This window comes from Pseudomonas sp. MDT1-85 (assembly GCF_054898065.1).
This window is the reverse complement of record NZ_CM142715.1, coordinates 5033852-5049438: the sequence shown is the minus strand read 5'-3', so window position 1 is coordinate 5049438 and position 15587 is coordinate 5033852. Positions and strand designations below refer to the sequence as shown.

The following is a 15587-nucleotide window of genomic DNA, read 5'->3' as shown; positions in this document are numbered from 1 at the left end:
GGGTGCTGCGGTGAGACATTCGTACAGTATTCAGATTCGAAAAAATATAGACAAGAAACGCTGCTGTCAAAGGTCGAAAGTGAACTGTCGGTCACATTTGAACTATTAGTCACGTGAATGACCGCATCGTTCACCAAGCCGACCGACCGTGGACGAACGGCACAGAAGCCCGGCCGGGCTGTTGAAATAGCGTTGTAATAGAGCCTTTTATCGATCAATGACCTAGAATCCTGCGCAGTATTTTTCTTCTGCCGTCAAGTCTGGAGCTGCCATGACGCCCGCATTGGATTTGTTGAAAAAAGTTCGTGCCGAACATCGCGTGCACAGTTACGAACATGATCCGAAGGCAGCGTCCTATGGTCTGGAGGCCGCGGAGAAACTGGGTCTCGACCCGGCACAGGTGTTCAAGACATTGCTGGCGGCCAGCGAAAAGGGGGAATTGTTGGTGGCGGTGGTGCCGGTCGTCGGAAGTCTTGACTTGAAGGCGTTGGCGCAGGCCGCTGGGGTGAAAAAAGTCGAAATGGCCGACCCCGCGGCTGCACAGCGTTCGACGGGGTATTTGTTGGGCGGCATCAGCCCGCTCGGGCAGAAGAAGCGCCTGCGCACTTTTATCGATCAGTCGGCTCAGCCTTTTTCCAACATCTTCGTCAGCGCCGGACGACGCGGTCTGGAAGTTGAACTGGCGCCCGCTGTATTGGCCGAACACACTCAGGCGACGTTCGCCGAAATCGGTCGCGCCTGAGCAGAAGACTCATCAGTGTTCGGCGCGAGGCGGGGGAGTTGTTCTGCCAGCTGGAAGGGGAGGCGAGCGGTTTATTGCGCGGATGATCTTGTGTAGGAGCGAGGCTTGCCCGCGAAGGCATAGTGTCAGTTGACTTTATCGTTGACTGACATGACGCCTTCGCGGGCAAGCCTGGCTCCTACACAGATTTTGGTGTCAGCTGGCGGTGCTGTACCGCCGAACACCGGATTCGATCACCGGAATCTGCGCCGCCGTGCTGCCGGAGGCCTGGAACAGCACCAGGTGTTCCGCCGCCACTCGAATGCCTACTTCAGCACCGACCAGATGATCGGCATGACTCGGGAAAATCGACTCCAGCTGTGCACCCGTCGGCAACTGCAGGCGGTACAGAGTCGATGCCCCCTGGAAGCTCTTGCCAACAATCTGCGCCCTCAGTGGGCTGTCCGGCGCATAGACGATATCGTCCGGACGCAACAATACGTCCACGGCACAACCGATTGGCCAGGTGTAGGCACGGTTACCGCGCAATTCACCCAATTCCGTCTGTACCGATTCCGGGCTGCTCAACTGACCGCGAATGAAGTAACCCTGGCCGATGAAACTGGCCACGAATGGCGTCAGGGGTTCGTGATAGAGGTTGTAAGGCGTGTCCCACTGCTCCAGACGACCTTCCTTGAAAACGCCCACGTGGTCGCTGACCGCGAAGGCTTCTTCCTGATCGTGGGTCACCAGAATCGCACTGGTGCCGCGAGCCTTAAGAATGGCGCGTACTTCATGACTGAGCTTGCGTCGCAATTCGCCGTCGAGGTTGGAGAACGGTTCGTCGAGCAACAGCAGTTGCGGTTCCGGCGCCAGAGCGCGGGCCAATGCCACACGTTGCTGCTGGCCGCCGGACAGCTCATGGGGGAAGCGCTTGCCGAGGTTTTTCAGGTTGACCAGTTCGAGCAGCTCTTCGGTGATGCGATCCTTCTGCGGGTGCTTGCGGATCCCGAAAGCGATGTTCTCGGCCACGCTCAAATGCGGAAACAGTGCGTAATCCTGGAACACCATGCCGATCCGGCGCTTCTCCGGGGCGAGGGTGAAGCCAGCGCTGGAGATGGTCTCGCCCGCCAACTGGATTTCACCTTCGTGCACCGGTTCAAAACCGGCAATCGCCCGCAGGGTGGTGGTTTTGCCGCAGCCCGAAGACCCCAGCAGGCAACCGATATCGCCGGCATTCAAATGCAGGTTGAGGTTCTGCACGACCCGCTGGTTTTGATAACCGCAGGCCAGGTTGCGCAGGTTCAGCAGTAATGGCTGGCTCATGCGTGGTGGTACGAAGGCGGGACGAGGAATTCGAGCAAAGCCTTTTGTGCGTGAAGACGATTTTCGGCTTGATCCCAGGCCACCGAGCGCGAGTCGTCGAGCAGGTCGAGGCTGATTTCCTCGCCACGGTGGGCCGGCAGGCAATGCATGAACAGCACGTCCGGCGCGGCCAGGTCGAGCAGGGCACGATTGACCTGGAACGGTGCGAACGACTTCAGGCGCTTGGCGGTTTCCTCTTCCTGACCCATGGAGGTCCAGACGTCGGTGCTCACTAGGTGTGCGCCACGCACGGCTTCCTGCGGATCACGGACGATGGTCACCCGATCGCCGGCTTTAGCTACGAACTCAGGGTTGGGTTCATAACCTTCCGGGCAGGCGATGCGCAACTGGAAGTCGAACTGGATCGCCGCTTCTATATAGCTGTTGCACATGTTATTGCCATCGCCGATCCAGGCCACGGTCTTGCCTTGAATCGAGCCGCGGTGTTCGAGGAAGGTTTGCATGTCGGCCAGCAACTGGCACGGGTGCAGGTCATCGGACAGGCCGTTGATCACCGGTACGCGGGAATTGGCGGCGAATTCGGTCAGGGTGCTGTGGGCAAAGGTACGGATCATCACCGCATCGAGCATGCTCGACATGACGATGGCGCAGTCGCCGATCGGCTCGCCGCGACCCAGTTGCGTATCGCGAGGCGACAGGAAGATCGCCTGGCCACCGAGCTGGATCATGCCGGCTTCAAACGAGATACGGGTGCGGGTCGAGGACTTCTCGAAAATCATCCCCAGGACGCGGTTCTTCAAAGGCTCGAACAGTACGCCGCGGTTACGCAGGTCCTTGAGCTCAACGCCTCGACGGATCACGCTGACCAGCTCTTCGGGCGTGCAATCCATCAGGGAGAGAAAGTGCCTTGCGCTCATCATTGACTACCTTTTTGCAACAGACCGCAGATACTCAAAGCCTTGTTTAACTGAAAAACGGGCGAGACCTGCGGCGTAAGCCGCACGGGGCGACGAAATAGGGGAGGGCGCGATACTGACATTAAATGTCGCGTTATGCCAATAGGCTACAGTGTTTAGGGGATTTCTGGGGGGCTACGGGGTGACCGCAGTAGCGCTTTTGAAGCCTGTTTCCTGACAGCAGCTAACCATTTGTACACTGGCCTCGCCGGGCTTGGCAATCAAACAGGGCGCGGCGACACGCTGGCGGTCGGTTTTTGACCTGTCATTCGGGCCTTTGGCGGGCAATGTGTCTTGTCCGAAACATTTGCTAAAGCAAAGTGCTGGGTTATAACTAGGGTCACGAGCGACGCAGGAAGCCTCAGGAATGGAATCGAAAGAACAACTGTTGATGGAACTACTCGGCCTTACGGCCCGCTCCCTGACTCACCTCACCGCTTCCATGACCTCGATGTCTTTCGAGCTGATGCGTAGTGAAGACGAAGTCACGAAGGCGGCCGGCCGGCGCATGATCGACCGCATGGCCACCATCAGTGCCGGGCTCGACGAGCATTGGCGACTGATCGGCGAGCTCACCGGTGTGCATGTTGCCCATGAGCAGATCGAAACCATCGAGGAGATCCAGTTGCAGGCGCCGCCGAACTGATCTCGTGCTGTCATCGGCTGGCCTGATGGTCGCCGATTCACAAGACGAACGTCGCTGGCAAAGGGGCGGATCGCGCGCCATAGTTTTGTTCCCGCGGCCGATATTGCCCGCCCAGAACAAAACAGAGACTGGCCATGACCAAGACTCTCCATCACCGTGCGTGCCACCTGTGTGAAGCCATCTGCGGCCTGACCATCGAAACCACCGAGGTCGAAGGCCGCGACGTACAGATCACCTCGATCAAGGGTGACCCCCAAGACACCTTCAGCCGCGGGCATATCTGCCCCAAAGCGGTTGCCCTGCAAGACATTCAGAACGATCCGGATCGCCTGCGTCAGCCGATGCAGCGAGTAGGCAGCGAATGGCAGCCTATCGCGTGGGAAGACGCTTTCACCCTTGTGGCCGAACGCCTGGCGGCGATTCAGGAACGTCACGGGCAAAGCGCGGTGGCGGTCTATCAGGGCAACCCCAGCGTGCACAACTACGGGTTGATGACCCATAGCAATTACTTCCTCGGCCTGCTGAAAACCCGTAACCGGTTTTCCGCGACGTCGGTCGATCAGTTGCCCCATCACCTGACCAGTCATTTGATGTACGGCCACGGCTTGTTGTTGCCGATCCCGGACATTGATCACACTGATTTCATGCTGATCCTGGGCGGCAATCCGCTGGCCTCCAACGGCAGCATCATGACCGTGCCGGATGTGGAGACGCGCCTCAAGGCGATTCAGGCCCGGGGCGGCAAAGTGGTGGTGGTCGATCCGCGTCGCAGCGAAACGGCGGCGATTGCCGATCAGCATCTGTTCGTGCGCCCCGGTGGCGATGCGGCGCTGTTGTTCGGGCTGCTCAATACCTTGTTTGCAGAAGGCTTGACCCGCGACAGTCATTTACCGGTCGACGGCCTGGATGAAGTGCGTGAGGCAATCGCAGGTTTCACCGCCGAGGCCATGAGTCCGCTGTGCGCGGTACCCGCCGAGCAGATCCGCAGACTGGCGCGCGACTTCGCGGCTGCGTCGACAGCGGTCTGCTATGGCCGCATGGGTGTTTCGACCCAGGCTTTCGGCACGCTGTGCCATTGGCTGGTGCAACTGATCAATCTGGTCACCGGCAACCTCGATCGGTTGGGCGGTGCGTTATGCACCGAGCCTGCGGTGGATCTGGTGGCATCGACCTCGGGCGGGCATTTCAACCGGTGGCAGAGCCGCGTGTCCGGGCGTCCGGAATACGCTGGAGAACTGCCGGTATCGGCGCTGGCCGAAGAGATGCTCACCGAAGGAGAAGGGCAGGTTCGCGCGCTGATCACCGTGGCGGGTAATCCGGTGCTGTCCACGCCCAATGGTCGACAACTCGAGCAGGCGCTGGACGGGTTGGAGTTCATGGTCAGCGTCGACCTGTACATCAATGAAACCACGCGTTATGCCGACCTGATCTTGCCGTCGACTTCTGCGCTGGAAAACGATCATTACGACACCACGTTCAACATGTTCGCGGTGCGCAACGTCACCCGCTTCAACCGGGCGATCCTCGCCAAGCCCGAAGGCGCGTTGCATGACTGGGAAATCTTCGTGGGGCTGGCCAAAGCCTTTGCGGCGAAGACCGGCAAGGAGCTGAAGCCGACAATCGCGCCGGCGCAGATGATCGATCGAGGGCTGCGGATGGGCCTGTATGGCGACGCTTCGGAACATAAACTGTCGCTGGCGACCTTGTTCGATCATCCTCACGGTATCGATCTCGGCGCGCTCAAACCCAACCTGGCGCCACGCCTGAAAACCGCCAATCAGCGAATCCAGGCAGCGCCTGTCGAGATTCTCGCCGACTTGGCGCGCTTCGCGGCACTGCAAGCACCGGCGGCCGATGAGCTGCTGCTGATCGGCCGCCGCCACGTGCGCAGCAACAATTCATGGATGCATAACTATCACCGTCTGGTGAAGGGCAAGCCGCGCCATCAACTGCTGATGCACCCGGACGATTTGGCTAGCCGTGGGATTAGCGATGGGCAGCGAGTGCGCGTCAGTTCGCGGGTCGGTGTGATCGAGGTTGAAGTGGTCGCCAGCCTGGATATGATGAAAGGTGTGGTCAGCCTTCCTCACGGTTGGGGTCATGCCCGACCGGGTGTGCAGATGACGATTGCCAGCGGTCAACCCGGCTCCAGCGCCAATGACCTGACTGACGAATGTCAGCTCGATGAGTTGTCGGGTAATGCGGCGTTGAACGGCGTACCGGTGACCGTGGCGGCGGCGTGAACATGTCTGTCGGGGAGGCCGAGCATGGCGCTCGGGTTTCCGTTACAATGCGCCACCGTGCCGACCACTGAGTCGGAAAGTTCAGCCGAGGTGCTCCATGGATATCATCGAAACGATTAAAGAGCAGATTGCCAACAACACCATTCTGCTTTACATGAAAGGCTCGCCGAATGCCCCACAGTGTGGGTTCTCCGCGAAAGCCGCTCAGGCTGTAATGGCCTGTGGCGAAAAGTTTGCCTATGTGGACATCCTGCAGAACCCGGAAATCCGCGCCAACCTGCCAAAGTACGCCAACTGGCCAACCTTCCCGCAACTGTGGGTCGGTGGTGAGCTGGTCGGCGGTAGCGACATCATGACTGAAATGTCTGCTGACGGTTCGTTGCAAGCGACGATCAAAGCCGCTGTCGAGAAAGCCGCAGCTGGCAAGACCGAAGCCTGATTCGGTACCTGTAGGAGCGAGGCTTGCCCGCGAAGAACGATGACCTGGTGTTACTGATAAACCGCGTCATCGTTCTTCGCGGGCAAGTCGGATCGCCGCCCGCTCGCTCCTACAAGAGTGTGTCTCATCCTGAAATAGGTTTACACCCGTTTCAGGATGAGACAGCGCACATAAAAAAGCCCCGCCTCATTAAAAGAGAGCGGGGCTTTTTATTGCATCGCGATTAGCGGCGTAGCATTTATTCTTCGCCCATCTGCGACTGCAGATAGTTCTCAAGACCGACTTTATCGATCAGGCCCAGTTGGGTTTCCAGCCAGTCGATATGTTCTTCTTCGGATTCAAGAATGTCTTCGAGCAGTTCACGGCTACCGAAGTCGCCGACAGTTTCGCAGTGAGCGATAGCGACTTTCAGATCGGCATGGCCGTCGCGTTCGATCTTCAAATCGCACTCGAGCATTTCCTTGGTGTGTTCGCCGATGTGCAGTTTGCCCAGGTCCTGGACGTTCGGCAGACCTTCAAGGAACAGGATGCGCTTGATCAGCTTGTCAGCGTGCTTCATCTCGTCGATGGATTCGTGGTACTCGTGCTTGCCGAGCTTGTTCAGACCCCAATCTTCATACATGCGCGCGTGCAGAAAGTATTGATTGATCGCGACCAGCTCATTGGCAAGGATCTTGTTGAGATGCTGGATGACTGTAATGTCGCCTTTCATGATGGGGTCCTGCCCTGTATTGGCTGTCTATAAGGCAGAGTTTGAGCCGCGTTATTAAGAGTGTCAAACCTAAGTTATTGAAACTTAAGTGAAAATTAATCGGAATAAGAATGTTTGTGTTCCGCGTCTAGCGCCTAAGCGGTTGATTTCCAGACATAAAAAAACCGGACATCAAGTCCGGTTCTTTGAAATACGGTAATTATGCGGCGGTAAATTCTGCGGGGTAGGGGATCGCCGCCTGGGCCGATTGCAGTTTGCCCAGGGTTTCACGGACCACTTCCTTGGCAAGGCAGGCGCATTTACCGCATTGGCTGGCAACGCCGGTGGCCTGACGTACTTCCCGATAACTGCAGCAACCTTCATAGATTGCATCGCGGATTTGACCGTCGGTGACGCCAGTGCAGAGGCAGACATACATAAGTGAAAACCGTCGCTGGTTGTGACTCAATTGCGATGGATCTTAATGTTAACGAGAATGATTGTCAAAGTGGTTTCTGAAAGCTTTTCGTCATAAAGGCGTGTGACTGACGAACGGTTTCTTTTCGCACCTGCCATGAAGAAAATATAGCAGCAGCCTTTTACCTTCTAGAAAAAACCGTTGAGGACAGGCCAAAAACGCGGTGTATGATTGTCAGCCTTTTGCGAAGCGGGGTCGTGTCACAGGGCTGTCGCCTGAGGGTGGCAGGCTGGTACGAACCCTGTTCTTCAAACGTTATCACACCAGGAGATATCCAATGAGCGTACTTGTAGGCAAACAAGCCCCTGACTTCACCGTACCGGCCGTACTCGGCAATGGCGAAATCGTAGACAGCTTCACCCTGTCCTCGGCCATCAAAGGCAAATACGGCCTGGTGTTCTTCTACCCACTGGACTTCACCTTCGTTTGCCCGTCCGAGCTGATCGCTCTGGACAACCGTATGGGTGACTTCGCGGAACGCAATGTTGAAGTGGTCGCGGTGTCGATCGACTCGCACTTCACCCACAACGCATGGCGCAACACCCCGGTGAACAATGGCGGCATCGGCCAGGTTCGTTACACCATGGCTGCCGACATCAAGCAGGAAATCATGAAGGCCTACGACGTTCAGTCCGCTGACGGCGTGGCTTTCCGTGGCGCGTTCCTGATCGACGACAAAGGCGTTGTCCGCTCGCAGATCATCAACGACCTGCCGCTGGGCCGTAACATGGAAGAGCTGATCCGTCTGGTCGACGCTCTGCAGTTCCATGAAGCGCACGGCGAAGTTTGCCCTGCCAACTGGAAAAAAGGCGACAAAGGCATGACCGCTTCCACCGAAGGTGTTGCGGCTTACCTGACCGAGCACGCTGCTGCGCTGTAAGGCACGTTCGAGGCATAAAAAAACCGGCTGATGAGGCCGGTTTTTTTATGGGCGGGATAAACCCATGCTGTTCACTTGTGGCAAGGGAGCAAGCTCCCTCGCCACAGATTAGTGATGGATCAGTCGTTGTAGTCTTCCCAGCCGCCCATTTGTTTCCAGCGATTGACGATGCCGCAGAACAGGTCAGCCGTCTTCTCGGTGTCATAGCGGGCCGAGTGGGCCTCGCGACCATCGAAGTCGATATCCGCTGCCTGGCAGGCCTTGGCCAATACGGTTTGACCGTAGGCCAGACCGGCGAGGGTCGCCGTATCGAAACTGGAGAACGGGTGAAACGGGTTGCGTTTCATGTCCAGGCGCGCGACAGCGGCGTTGAGGAAGCCCAGGTCGAAGCTGCTGTTGTGCCCGACCAGAATCGCCCGTTTGCAGCCGTTGGCCTTCAGAGCCTTGCGCACACCGCGGAAGATATCGGTCAGGGCCGCTTCTTCACTCACGGCCATGCGTAGCGGGTGATCGAGCTTGATCCCGGTGAACTCCAGGGCCGCCGCTTCGATGTTCGCGCCTTCGAACGGTTCGACCCGGAAGAAGTAGGTGTGCTCAGGGTACACAAAGCCTTTTTCATCCATACCGATCACGGTGGCGGCGATTTCCAGCAGGGCATCGGTGGCCGAGTTGAAGCCACCGGTTTCTACGTCGACAACGACCGGAAGGTAACCACGGAATCTGGCTGCCATTGGATGGCGGGAACCGCCTCCGCCGCCATTACCGTCCTGTTCGTCGTCGAAATGGTCTTCACTCACGCGTGTTCCTCCAGCAGGCGCCAGCGCAGTTTTTCACCGGCGCGCAGCGGGATTACGGTCAGCTCGCCAAACGGCAGGCTGGTTGGGGCGGTCCACTCATCGCGGACCAGGGTGATGCGATCGCTGTTCACCGGCAGGCCGTAGAAACGCGGGCCGTTGAGGCTGGCGAAGGCTTCGAGCTTGTCCAGCGCGTTGCGCTGTTCGAAGGCTTCGGCATACATCTCGATCGCGGCATAAGCGGTGTAGCAACCGGCACAGCCGCAAGCCGCTTCTTTGGCGTGCTGGGCATGGGGTGCCGAATCGGTGCCGAGGAAGAACTTGTCGCTGCCACTGGTGGCGGCGTCGAGCAGGGCTTCCTGGTGGGTATTGCGCTTGAGGATCGGCAGGCAATAGAAGTGCGGCCGAATCCCGCCCACCAGCATGTGGTTGCGGTTGTACAGCAGGTGGTGCGCGGTGATGGTTGCGCCGACATTGGCCGAAGCCTCGTTGACGAACTGCACGGCGTCGGCAGTGGTGATGTGTTCGAACACCACTTTGAGGGTCGGGAAACGCTCGACCACTCGACGCATGTGCTCGTCGATGAAGATTTTTTCGCGATCGAAAACGTCGACATCGCCACGGGTGACTTCACCGTGAACCAACAAGGGCATCCCGACTTCGGCCATGGCCTCGAGTGCGGGGAAAATCTTGTCGATGCTGGTGACGCCACAGTCCGAGTTGGTGGTCGCGCCGGCCGGGTACAGCTTGGCGGCGTGAACGAAACCGCTGGCCTTGGCTTCACGAATTTCTTCGGGCTGGGTGCGGTCGGTCAGGTACAGAACCATCAGCGGTTCGAAACGGCTACCGGCCGGACGCGCGGCAAGAATCCGCTGGCGATAGCCATTGGCTTCAGCAGCGTTGCGCACCGGCGGTACCAGGTTGGGCATGATGATGGCGCGACCAAAGGTGCGCGCGACATCCGCGACGGTATTGGGCAACACAGCACCATCGCGAAGATGAATATGCCAGTCGTCGGGACGCAGCAGGGTCAGGCGGTCGGACATGAGGGGATTCCAGGCGGGTCAAACTCAGGGGAATGCTACCGGAAAAGACTCTTCCAGGCACTCGCTATCAAGTTTTACGGCAAGCTTCCGATATCCAACAGGTATGCCGTAAATATGTGTGTCGGTCTTTTTGTTGCACAAGCCAGTGGAGCCTCCCGTGCGCCAGCGTTATTTAGCCTTGCTCAGTGTGTTTGCCAGCCTTCCCGCGATGGCGCTCACTTTCCAGACCCGTCTGGAGAGCATCGAGTGGACGGTCGAAGGTGACAAATTCGAATGTCGCCTGACTCAACCCATCACTGATTTCGGCTCGGGGGAGTTCGTGCGTCGTGCCGGCGAGCAAGCGACCTTTCGCTTGAAGGCCTACAACTCGATGATCGGTGGCGGTTCCGCGACCTTGCTGGCGGCCGCTACGCCATGGCAGCCGGGGCGTGGCGATATCAACTTGGGCTCCGTGAGAATCGGCAGTGGCAACGTGCTGTTCAACAGCTCGCAAGTTCAGGCCGGGCGCCTGATCAGCGGTTTGATGGATGGTCGCAGCCCGGTCGTTCGACACTCATCGGGCGACGGTCGGGTATCTGAAGTCCGTCTGCTGCCGGTCGAATTCAGCAAGGCCTACAGCGACTATCAGGGCTGCGTGGCGAAGTTGCTGCCGCAGAATTTCGAGCAGGTGAAGCAATCCGAAATCGGCTTTCCGGGGGAGGGTATCGATCTCGACGCCCAAGCCAAGGCCCATTTGCAGGTTATGCTGGAATTCATGAAAGCCGATCCGACGGTCAATCACATTGAACTCGACGGCCATTCCGACAACAGCGGCAACCGCCTGACCAACCGCGAACTGTCACGACGCAGAGCGCTGGCCGTGATGGACTTCTTCAAGGCCAACGGCATCCAGGAATCGCAGATCATCCTGCGTTTTCATGGTGAGCGCTATCCTCTGGCGCCGAACAAAAATGCCGCCAATCGGGCGAAGAACCGCCGGGTTGCTGTACGTCTTGAACGGGTTGCGCCGACCGAGCAACCGGCGCCTCAAGCCACCGCTTCCGCGGGCAGCGCGAAGGCCTCCTGAACCGGCTGAAATCGTCGCTCGCTCGACATAATCTGTCGCTTCGTCGTCATAAGCTGTCGCGCCTCTGTAAATTATCCTGCATGAGCGGTAGACTTGACGGCTTTCCGTAGAACCCCGTGGAGTGATGGCATGGCGGACGTAAACAAGGTCGTTCTGGCGTATTCCGGCGGCCTGGACACTTCGGTGATCCTCAAGTGGCTGCAGGATACTTATAACTGTGAAGTAGTGACCTTCACCGCTGACCTGGGTCAGGGCGAAGAGGTCGAACCGGCCCGCGCCAAGGCTCAGGCCATGGGCGTAAAAGAAATCTACATCGACGATCTGCGCGAAGAGTTCGTGCGCGATTTCGTGTTCCCGATGTTCCGCGCCAACACCGTTTACGAAGGCGAGTACCTGCTGGGTACTTCCATCGCTCGTCCGTTGATCGCCAAGCGCTTGATCGAAATCGCCAACGAAACCGGCGCTGACGCCATTTCCCACGGTGCGACCGGCAAGGGCAACGACCAAGTTCGTTTCGAACTGGGCGCCTACGCCTTGAAGCCAGGCGTGAAAGTGATCGCTCCGTGGCGCGAATGGGACCTGCTCTCCCGTGAAAAGCTGATGGATTATGCTGAAAAGCACAACATCCCGATCGAGCGCCACGGCAAGAAAAAATCCCCGTACTCGATGGATGCCAATCTGCTGCACATCTCCTATGAAGGCGGCGTGCTGGAAGACACCTGGACCGAGCACGAAGAAGACATGTGGAAATGGACCGTCTCTCCGGAGAACGCTCCTGACAAACCGCAGTACCTGGAACTGACCTACCGCAACGGCGACATCGTCGCACTGGACGGCGTCGAAATGACCCCGGCCACCGTGCTGGCGACCTTGAACCGTATCGGTGGCGAACACGGAATCGGCCGTCTGGACATCGTCGAAAACCGCTACGTCGGCATGAAGTCCCGCGGCTGCTACGAGACCCCGGGCGGCACCATCATGCTGCGCGCTCACCGTGCGATCGAATCGATCACTCTGGACCGCGAAGTGGCTCACCTCAAAGACGAGCTGATGCCTAAATACGCCAGCTTGATCTACACCGGTTACTGGTGGAGCCCTGAGCGTCTGATGCTGCAACAGATGATCGACGCTTCCCAGGCTCACGTGAACGGCGTAGTGCGCCTGAAGCTGTACAAGGGCAACGTGATCGTCACCGGGCGCAAGTCCGACGAGTCGTTGTTCGACGCCAACATCGCGACCTTCGAGGAAGATGGCGGCGCCTATAACCAGGCCGATGCGGCGGGCTTCATCAAGCTCAACGCCTTGCGCATGCGTATCGCGGCGAACAAAGGCCGGAAGCTTTTCTGAGACCTTTGAGTCGGTAATGGATTTGTGGCCTTGTCCATGACAAGGCCACAAATTTGAAAAGGGGACGCTGCATATTGCGTTTCGCTTTCTTCTTGTTTCTGCTAATCGTTCCTTCTGCTTTCTGTCCTTGATCTTGCTTCAAGGGCTGTCTTTCTGGTGTGCGACCGTTCCATACCTAGCCCATAATCGTTATGCACTGTGAACTAAAATTGTAAGAAATACAGAACGTTGCGCTGTTGCGTTTCTTTATTTGTTTCCAATGTTTGAGCGTGTTTGCCTTCAGCAATTTATCCGAATCGGTACACGTGAGAAATACGATCACTTGTGCGGGATTGTCCGCGGGGTGCTGAATGCTCTCCATCAAAGCGCTGAACGCCATTTTTTTGTGTATCCACCGTGCATCAACGATGTGCAGATCCTTTAGGGGGGCGGGTAGGTTTACATGGTGCTGGGTCGAGCTTTCAGGCGCCACGCTGGATGTGCTACTTCCCGAATGATGAACGTTGTCCATGGCTTTTATGAAATGCTTTCCCTTCACAAAATCGGAGGGCGCGTAAAGCGATCGATAGTTGAAGTTGAGTGTGGCGAAGAAAAGAAAAAGCAAATAAAAGGGAAAACTGATCAGGAACCAGATATAGAGTTCTCTCTCCTCATTGTCGAGAAAAGGGAGGGATACGGCGGCCGATGTTTCAGACAGTGCTGCAAATATTGCAATAATTGTCATGGGGTTGGTGATTCTTTTTTTGAGTTTTATCATATTGTCTGCTCATTAAATATTGTCTTTTCTCGATTGGTTTATGGGTTCTAATAACTAATATCAGGTTGTTCTACTGTTATGTTGAACTATTTTTATTGGGGGGTGAGTTGTTATAGTAGCTGTATCGCTGCGGGTTCGGGTATGGCTGTTTTATTTGTTTTGATGGCGCTATATCATTGGTCAAGTGTTACGGTGTGTGAGCTTTTTGATTGTTTGAGCCAGGTTGCGCAAGAGGGTACTGGAAAATACCCGTTACTCTAAAGGGGAGCTCAATAGTCGGCGCATATTGGATTAATGGCGTCGAACCCTATTTTTGTCGTTTTTTTGGTTGTAAGTCGATACAAAAAAACTGTCGAAGCTCTGAGCAATAGTAGGTCAATAAAATCCCTGCCTCTTCGTGTGGCAATGATTTTTTGTAGGAATAATCCGTGTTGTTTGTAGGCTATGTCTCTCGCTGCGAGTGGCCGGGGGGCGCGGCATGCCATGGATGAAACGACTAGGCTATGGTGCGGGCTCTAAAAATTCGAACAGCGAAAATTGGACTTGCCCATGAATAAAGTGCTGATCGTGGATGATCACCCCGTCATTCGTCTTGCGGTACGTATGCTAATGGAACGTCATGGCTACGAAGTCATAGCAGAAACGGATAATGGTGTGGACGCATTACAACTTGCCCGTGATCTTATGCCGGATATTGTCATTCTGGATATTGGAATACCGAAACTGGATGGGTTGGAAGTCATCGCGCGTCTGACATCAACGGCGATGCCTATAAAGGTACTCATATTGACCTCCCAGGCGCCAGGGCATTTTTCCATGCGTTGCATGCAATCGGGTGCCGCCGGATATGTTTGCAAACAACAGGATCTCACTGAGTTGCTCAGCGCAATAAAAGCCGTGCTATCGGGTTACAGCTACTTTCCTAATCAGGCTCTGCATACCGTGCGTTCCAGTCTGGGGAACGCCAGTGAAGCCGATATGGTGGATCGTTTGTCCGGGCGAGAGATGATGGTCCTGCAACAGTTGGCCCGAGGAAAGACAAACAAGGAGATAGCCGATGGAATGTTCCTCAGCAATAAAACAGTCAGTACTTACAAGACCCGTCTTCTATTAAAGCTCAATGCTCGCTCACTGGTCGACCTGATCGAATTGGCCCAGCGCAATGGCCTGGTATGAAGCTGCCTGCGTTTGACGAGGCGAGATGAACGGGCGTTTATCAGGGGGCGGCACTTAGTAAAAAGCCTCCGTTTCGGGAGGCTTTTAAGTCTTACAAATCAAAATCGTAATCGGCCAATTGCCTCTGCAGTCGGCGCTCCTCCAGCAGATTGTCGATGGTGCGGCGTTTGCTCAGGTTGGTCTTTGCCACTTCCACTACCGGCTCAGCGTCATCGGCCTCAACGGGAGTGAAGTCGTCTTCTACGTCCAATTGCTCTTTGCCAGTACTCATAAGGTTAACTCCAGGCTAAGGCTGCCTTTGGCGCTCCTTATATCGACAATTTCCCGGCGGGTAAAAAAGATTTTTTCAATCGATTCATCAAAAAAACTAATAGAGCCTCAATCGTCCGAAGTCTTTTGCTTGTATTCGCACAAATCCTCGATCCGGCAGCTGCCACAACGCGGCTTGCGGGCCAGGCAAACGTAACGCCCATGAAGAATCAGCCAGTGATGGGCGTCGAGCAAATATTCCTTCGGCACGAACTTCATCAGTTTCTGCTCCACCTCGACCACATTCTTGCCGGGAGCAATGCCGGTACGGTTGCTGACCCGGAAAATGTGAGTGTCCACGGCCATGGTCAGCTGACGAAAGGCGGTATTGAGCACCACGTTGGCGGTCTTGCGACCGACGCCTGGCAATGCCTCCAGGGCCTCACGGGTCTGCGGTACTTCACCCCCATGACGCTCCACCAGCAAGCGACAGGTTTCAATCACGTTTTTCGCTTTGCTGTTGAACAAGCCGATGGTCTTGATGTACTCCGACAGCCCTTCGACGCCCAAGGCATGAATCGCCGCGGGTGTATTGGCCACCGGGAACAGTTTGGCGGTGGCCTTGTTGACGCCGACATCGGTCGACTGCGCCGAGAGGATCACGGCGATCAGCAATTCGAACGCCGAGGAATAGGCCAGTTCGGTCTTCGGTTCAGGGTTGTCTTCGTGAAACCTGCGGAAAATCTCAAGACGTTTTGCGGCATTCATGGGC

General features: G+C 56.6%; 17 protein-coding genes. 8 read left to right on the top strand and 9 right to left on the bottom strand.

The window, feature by feature from the left end:
- The first annotated feature begins 271 nt into the window (after positions 1 to 271).
- Positions 272 to 742, top strand: a complete 471-nt coding sequence (gene ybaK / locus ACYZT2_RS22710; protein WP_461967518.1) for a Cys-tRNA(Pro) deacylase — start codon at positions 272 to 274, stop codon at positions 740 to 742.
- Between the two features lie 195 nt (positions 743 to 937).
- On the opposite strand, the gene ACYZT2_RS22705 is transcribed toward ybaK, so the two are convergent.
- A complete protein-coding gene (locus ACYZT2_RS22705; RefSeq protein ID WP_460144822.1) occupies positions 938 to 2047 on the bottom strand; it encodes an ABC transporter ATP-binding protein in 1110 nt (369 codons plus the stop codon).
- Positions 2044 to 2964 (bottom strand): ornithine carbamoyltransferase, encoded by a 921-nt coding sequence (gene argF, locus ACYZT2_RS22700; protein ID WP_461967515.1) that lies wholly within the window; start codon positions 2962 to 2964, stop codon positions 2044 to 2046. Before argF ends, ACYZT2_RS22705 begins: the two co-directional genes overlap by 4 nt.
- Before the next feature lie 406 nt (positions 2965 to 3370).
- Here argF and ACYZT2_RS22695 point away from each other — a divergent pair, with 406 nt between their 5' ends.
- From ACYZT2_RS22695 to grxD, 3 genes are all read left to right on the top strand, one after another.
- Positions 3371 to 3649, top strand: coding sequence for a hypothetical protein (locus ACYZT2_RS22695; protein WP_007938924.1), 279 nt, complete (start codon positions 3371 to 3373; stop codon positions 3647 to 3649).
- Positions 3650 to 3783: 134 nt separating this feature from the next.
- Positions 3784 to 5892, top strand: a complete 2109-nt coding sequence (locus tag ACYZT2_RS22690; protein WP_461967512.1) for a molybdopterin oxidoreductase family protein — start codon at positions 3784 to 3786, stop codon at positions 5890 to 5892.
- 97 nt (positions 5893 to 5989) lie between these two features.
- Entirely contained in the window at positions 5990 to 6331 is a 342-nt protein-coding gene (gene grxD / locus ACYZT2_RS22685) for a Grx4 family monothiol glutaredoxin (RefSeq protein WP_046047090.1), read from the top strand.
- Between the two features lie 238 nt (positions 6332 to 6569).
- Here the strand turns inward: grxD and bfr are convergent, their stop codons facing one another.
- Together bfr and ACYZT2_RS22675 are read right to left on the bottom strand one after the other, a co-directional pair.
- Positions 6570 to 7043 (bottom strand): bacterioferritin, encoded by a 474-nt coding sequence (gene bfr / locus ACYZT2_RS22680; RefSeq protein ID WP_019651359.1) that lies wholly within the window; start codon positions 7041 to 7043, stop codon positions 6570 to 6572.
- Positions 7044 to 7242: 199 nt separating this feature from the next.
- Positions 7243 to 7461, bottom strand: a complete 219-nt coding sequence (locus ACYZT2_RS22675; RefSeq protein WP_007898511.1) for a bacterioferritin-associated ferredoxin — start codon at positions 7459 to 7461, stop codon at positions 7243 to 7245.
- 316 nt (positions 7462 to 7777) lie between these two features.
- On the opposite strand from ACYZT2_RS22675, the gene ACYZT2_RS22670 reads away from it, so the two are divergent.
- Positions 7778 to 8380 carry a peroxiredoxin gene (locus tag ACYZT2_RS22670; protein ID WP_038981872.1) on the top strand — a complete coding sequence of 201 codons (603 nt, stop codon included), beginning with the start codon at positions 7778 to 7780 and terminating at the stop codon, positions 8378 to 8380.
- Between the two features lie 119 nt (positions 8381 to 8499).
- Here ACYZT2_RS22670 and rnt read toward each other — a convergent pair whose 3' ends face one another.
- Positions 8500 to 9177, bottom strand: coding sequence for a ribonuclease T (rnt, locus tag ACYZT2_RS22665; protein WP_007898509.1), 678 nt, complete (start codon positions 9175 to 9177; stop codon positions 8500 to 8502).
- Positions 9174 to 10220, bottom strand: coding sequence for a dihydroorotase (gene pyrC / locus ACYZT2_RS22660; protein ID WP_461967508.1), 1047 nt, complete (start codon positions 10218 to 10220; stop codon positions 9174 to 9176). The genes rnt and pyrC overlap by 4 nt, the downstream gene beginning before the upstream one ends.
- A gap of 157 nt (positions 10221 to 10377) precedes the next feature.
- On the opposite strand from pyrC, the gene ACYZT2_RS22655 reads away from it, so the two are divergent.
- Together ACYZT2_RS22655 and ACYZT2_RS22650 are read left to right on the top strand one after the other, a co-directional pair.
- The gene (locus tag ACYZT2_RS22655) at positions 10378 to 11286 is read left to right on the top strand and encodes a flagellar protein MotY (protein ID WP_461967506.1); all 909 of its coding nucleotides are present in this window, start codon (positions 10378 to 10380) and stop codon (positions 11284 to 11286) included.
- A 129-nt stretch (positions 11287 to 11415) separates the two neighbouring features.
- Positions 11416 to 12633 carry an argininosuccinate synthase gene (locus tag ACYZT2_RS22650; RefSeq protein WP_027922848.1) on the top strand — a complete coding sequence of 406 codons (1218 nt, stop codon included), beginning with the start codon at positions 11416 to 11418 and terminating at the stop codon, positions 12631 to 12633.
- A gap of 175 nt (positions 12634 to 12808) precedes the next feature.
- Here the strand turns inward: ACYZT2_RS22650 and ACYZT2_RS22645 are convergent, their stop codons facing one another.
- Positions 12809 to 13390 carry a hypothetical protein gene (locus ACYZT2_RS22645; protein ID WP_461967503.1) on the bottom strand — a complete coding sequence of 194 codons (582 nt, stop codon included), beginning with the start codon at positions 13388 to 13390 and terminating at the stop codon, positions 12809 to 12811.
- A 549-nt stretch (positions 13391 to 13939) separates the two neighbouring features.
- Here ACYZT2_RS22645 and ACYZT2_RS22640 point away from each other — a divergent pair.
- Positions 13940 to 14566 (top strand): response regulator transcription factor, encoded by a 627-nt coding sequence (locus ACYZT2_RS22640; protein WP_253553530.1) that lies wholly within the window; start codon positions 13940 to 13942, stop codon positions 14564 to 14566.
- Between the two features lie 91 nt (positions 14567 to 14657).
- Here ACYZT2_RS22640 and ACYZT2_RS22635 read toward each other — a convergent pair whose 3' ends face one another.
- Entirely contained in the window at positions 14658 to 14837 is a 180-nt protein-coding gene (locus tag ACYZT2_RS22635; protein ID WP_461967501.1) for a PA3496 family putative envelope integrity protein, read from the bottom strand.
- Between the two features lie 107 nt (positions 14838 to 14944).
- On the bottom strand, positions 14945 to 15583 hold the full coding sequence (gene nth / locus ACYZT2_RS22630; protein ID WP_253553524.1) for an endonuclease III: 639 nt from the start codon (positions 15581 to 15583) through the stop codon (positions 14945 to 14947).
- Positions 15584 to 15587: the final 4 nt, after the last annotated feature.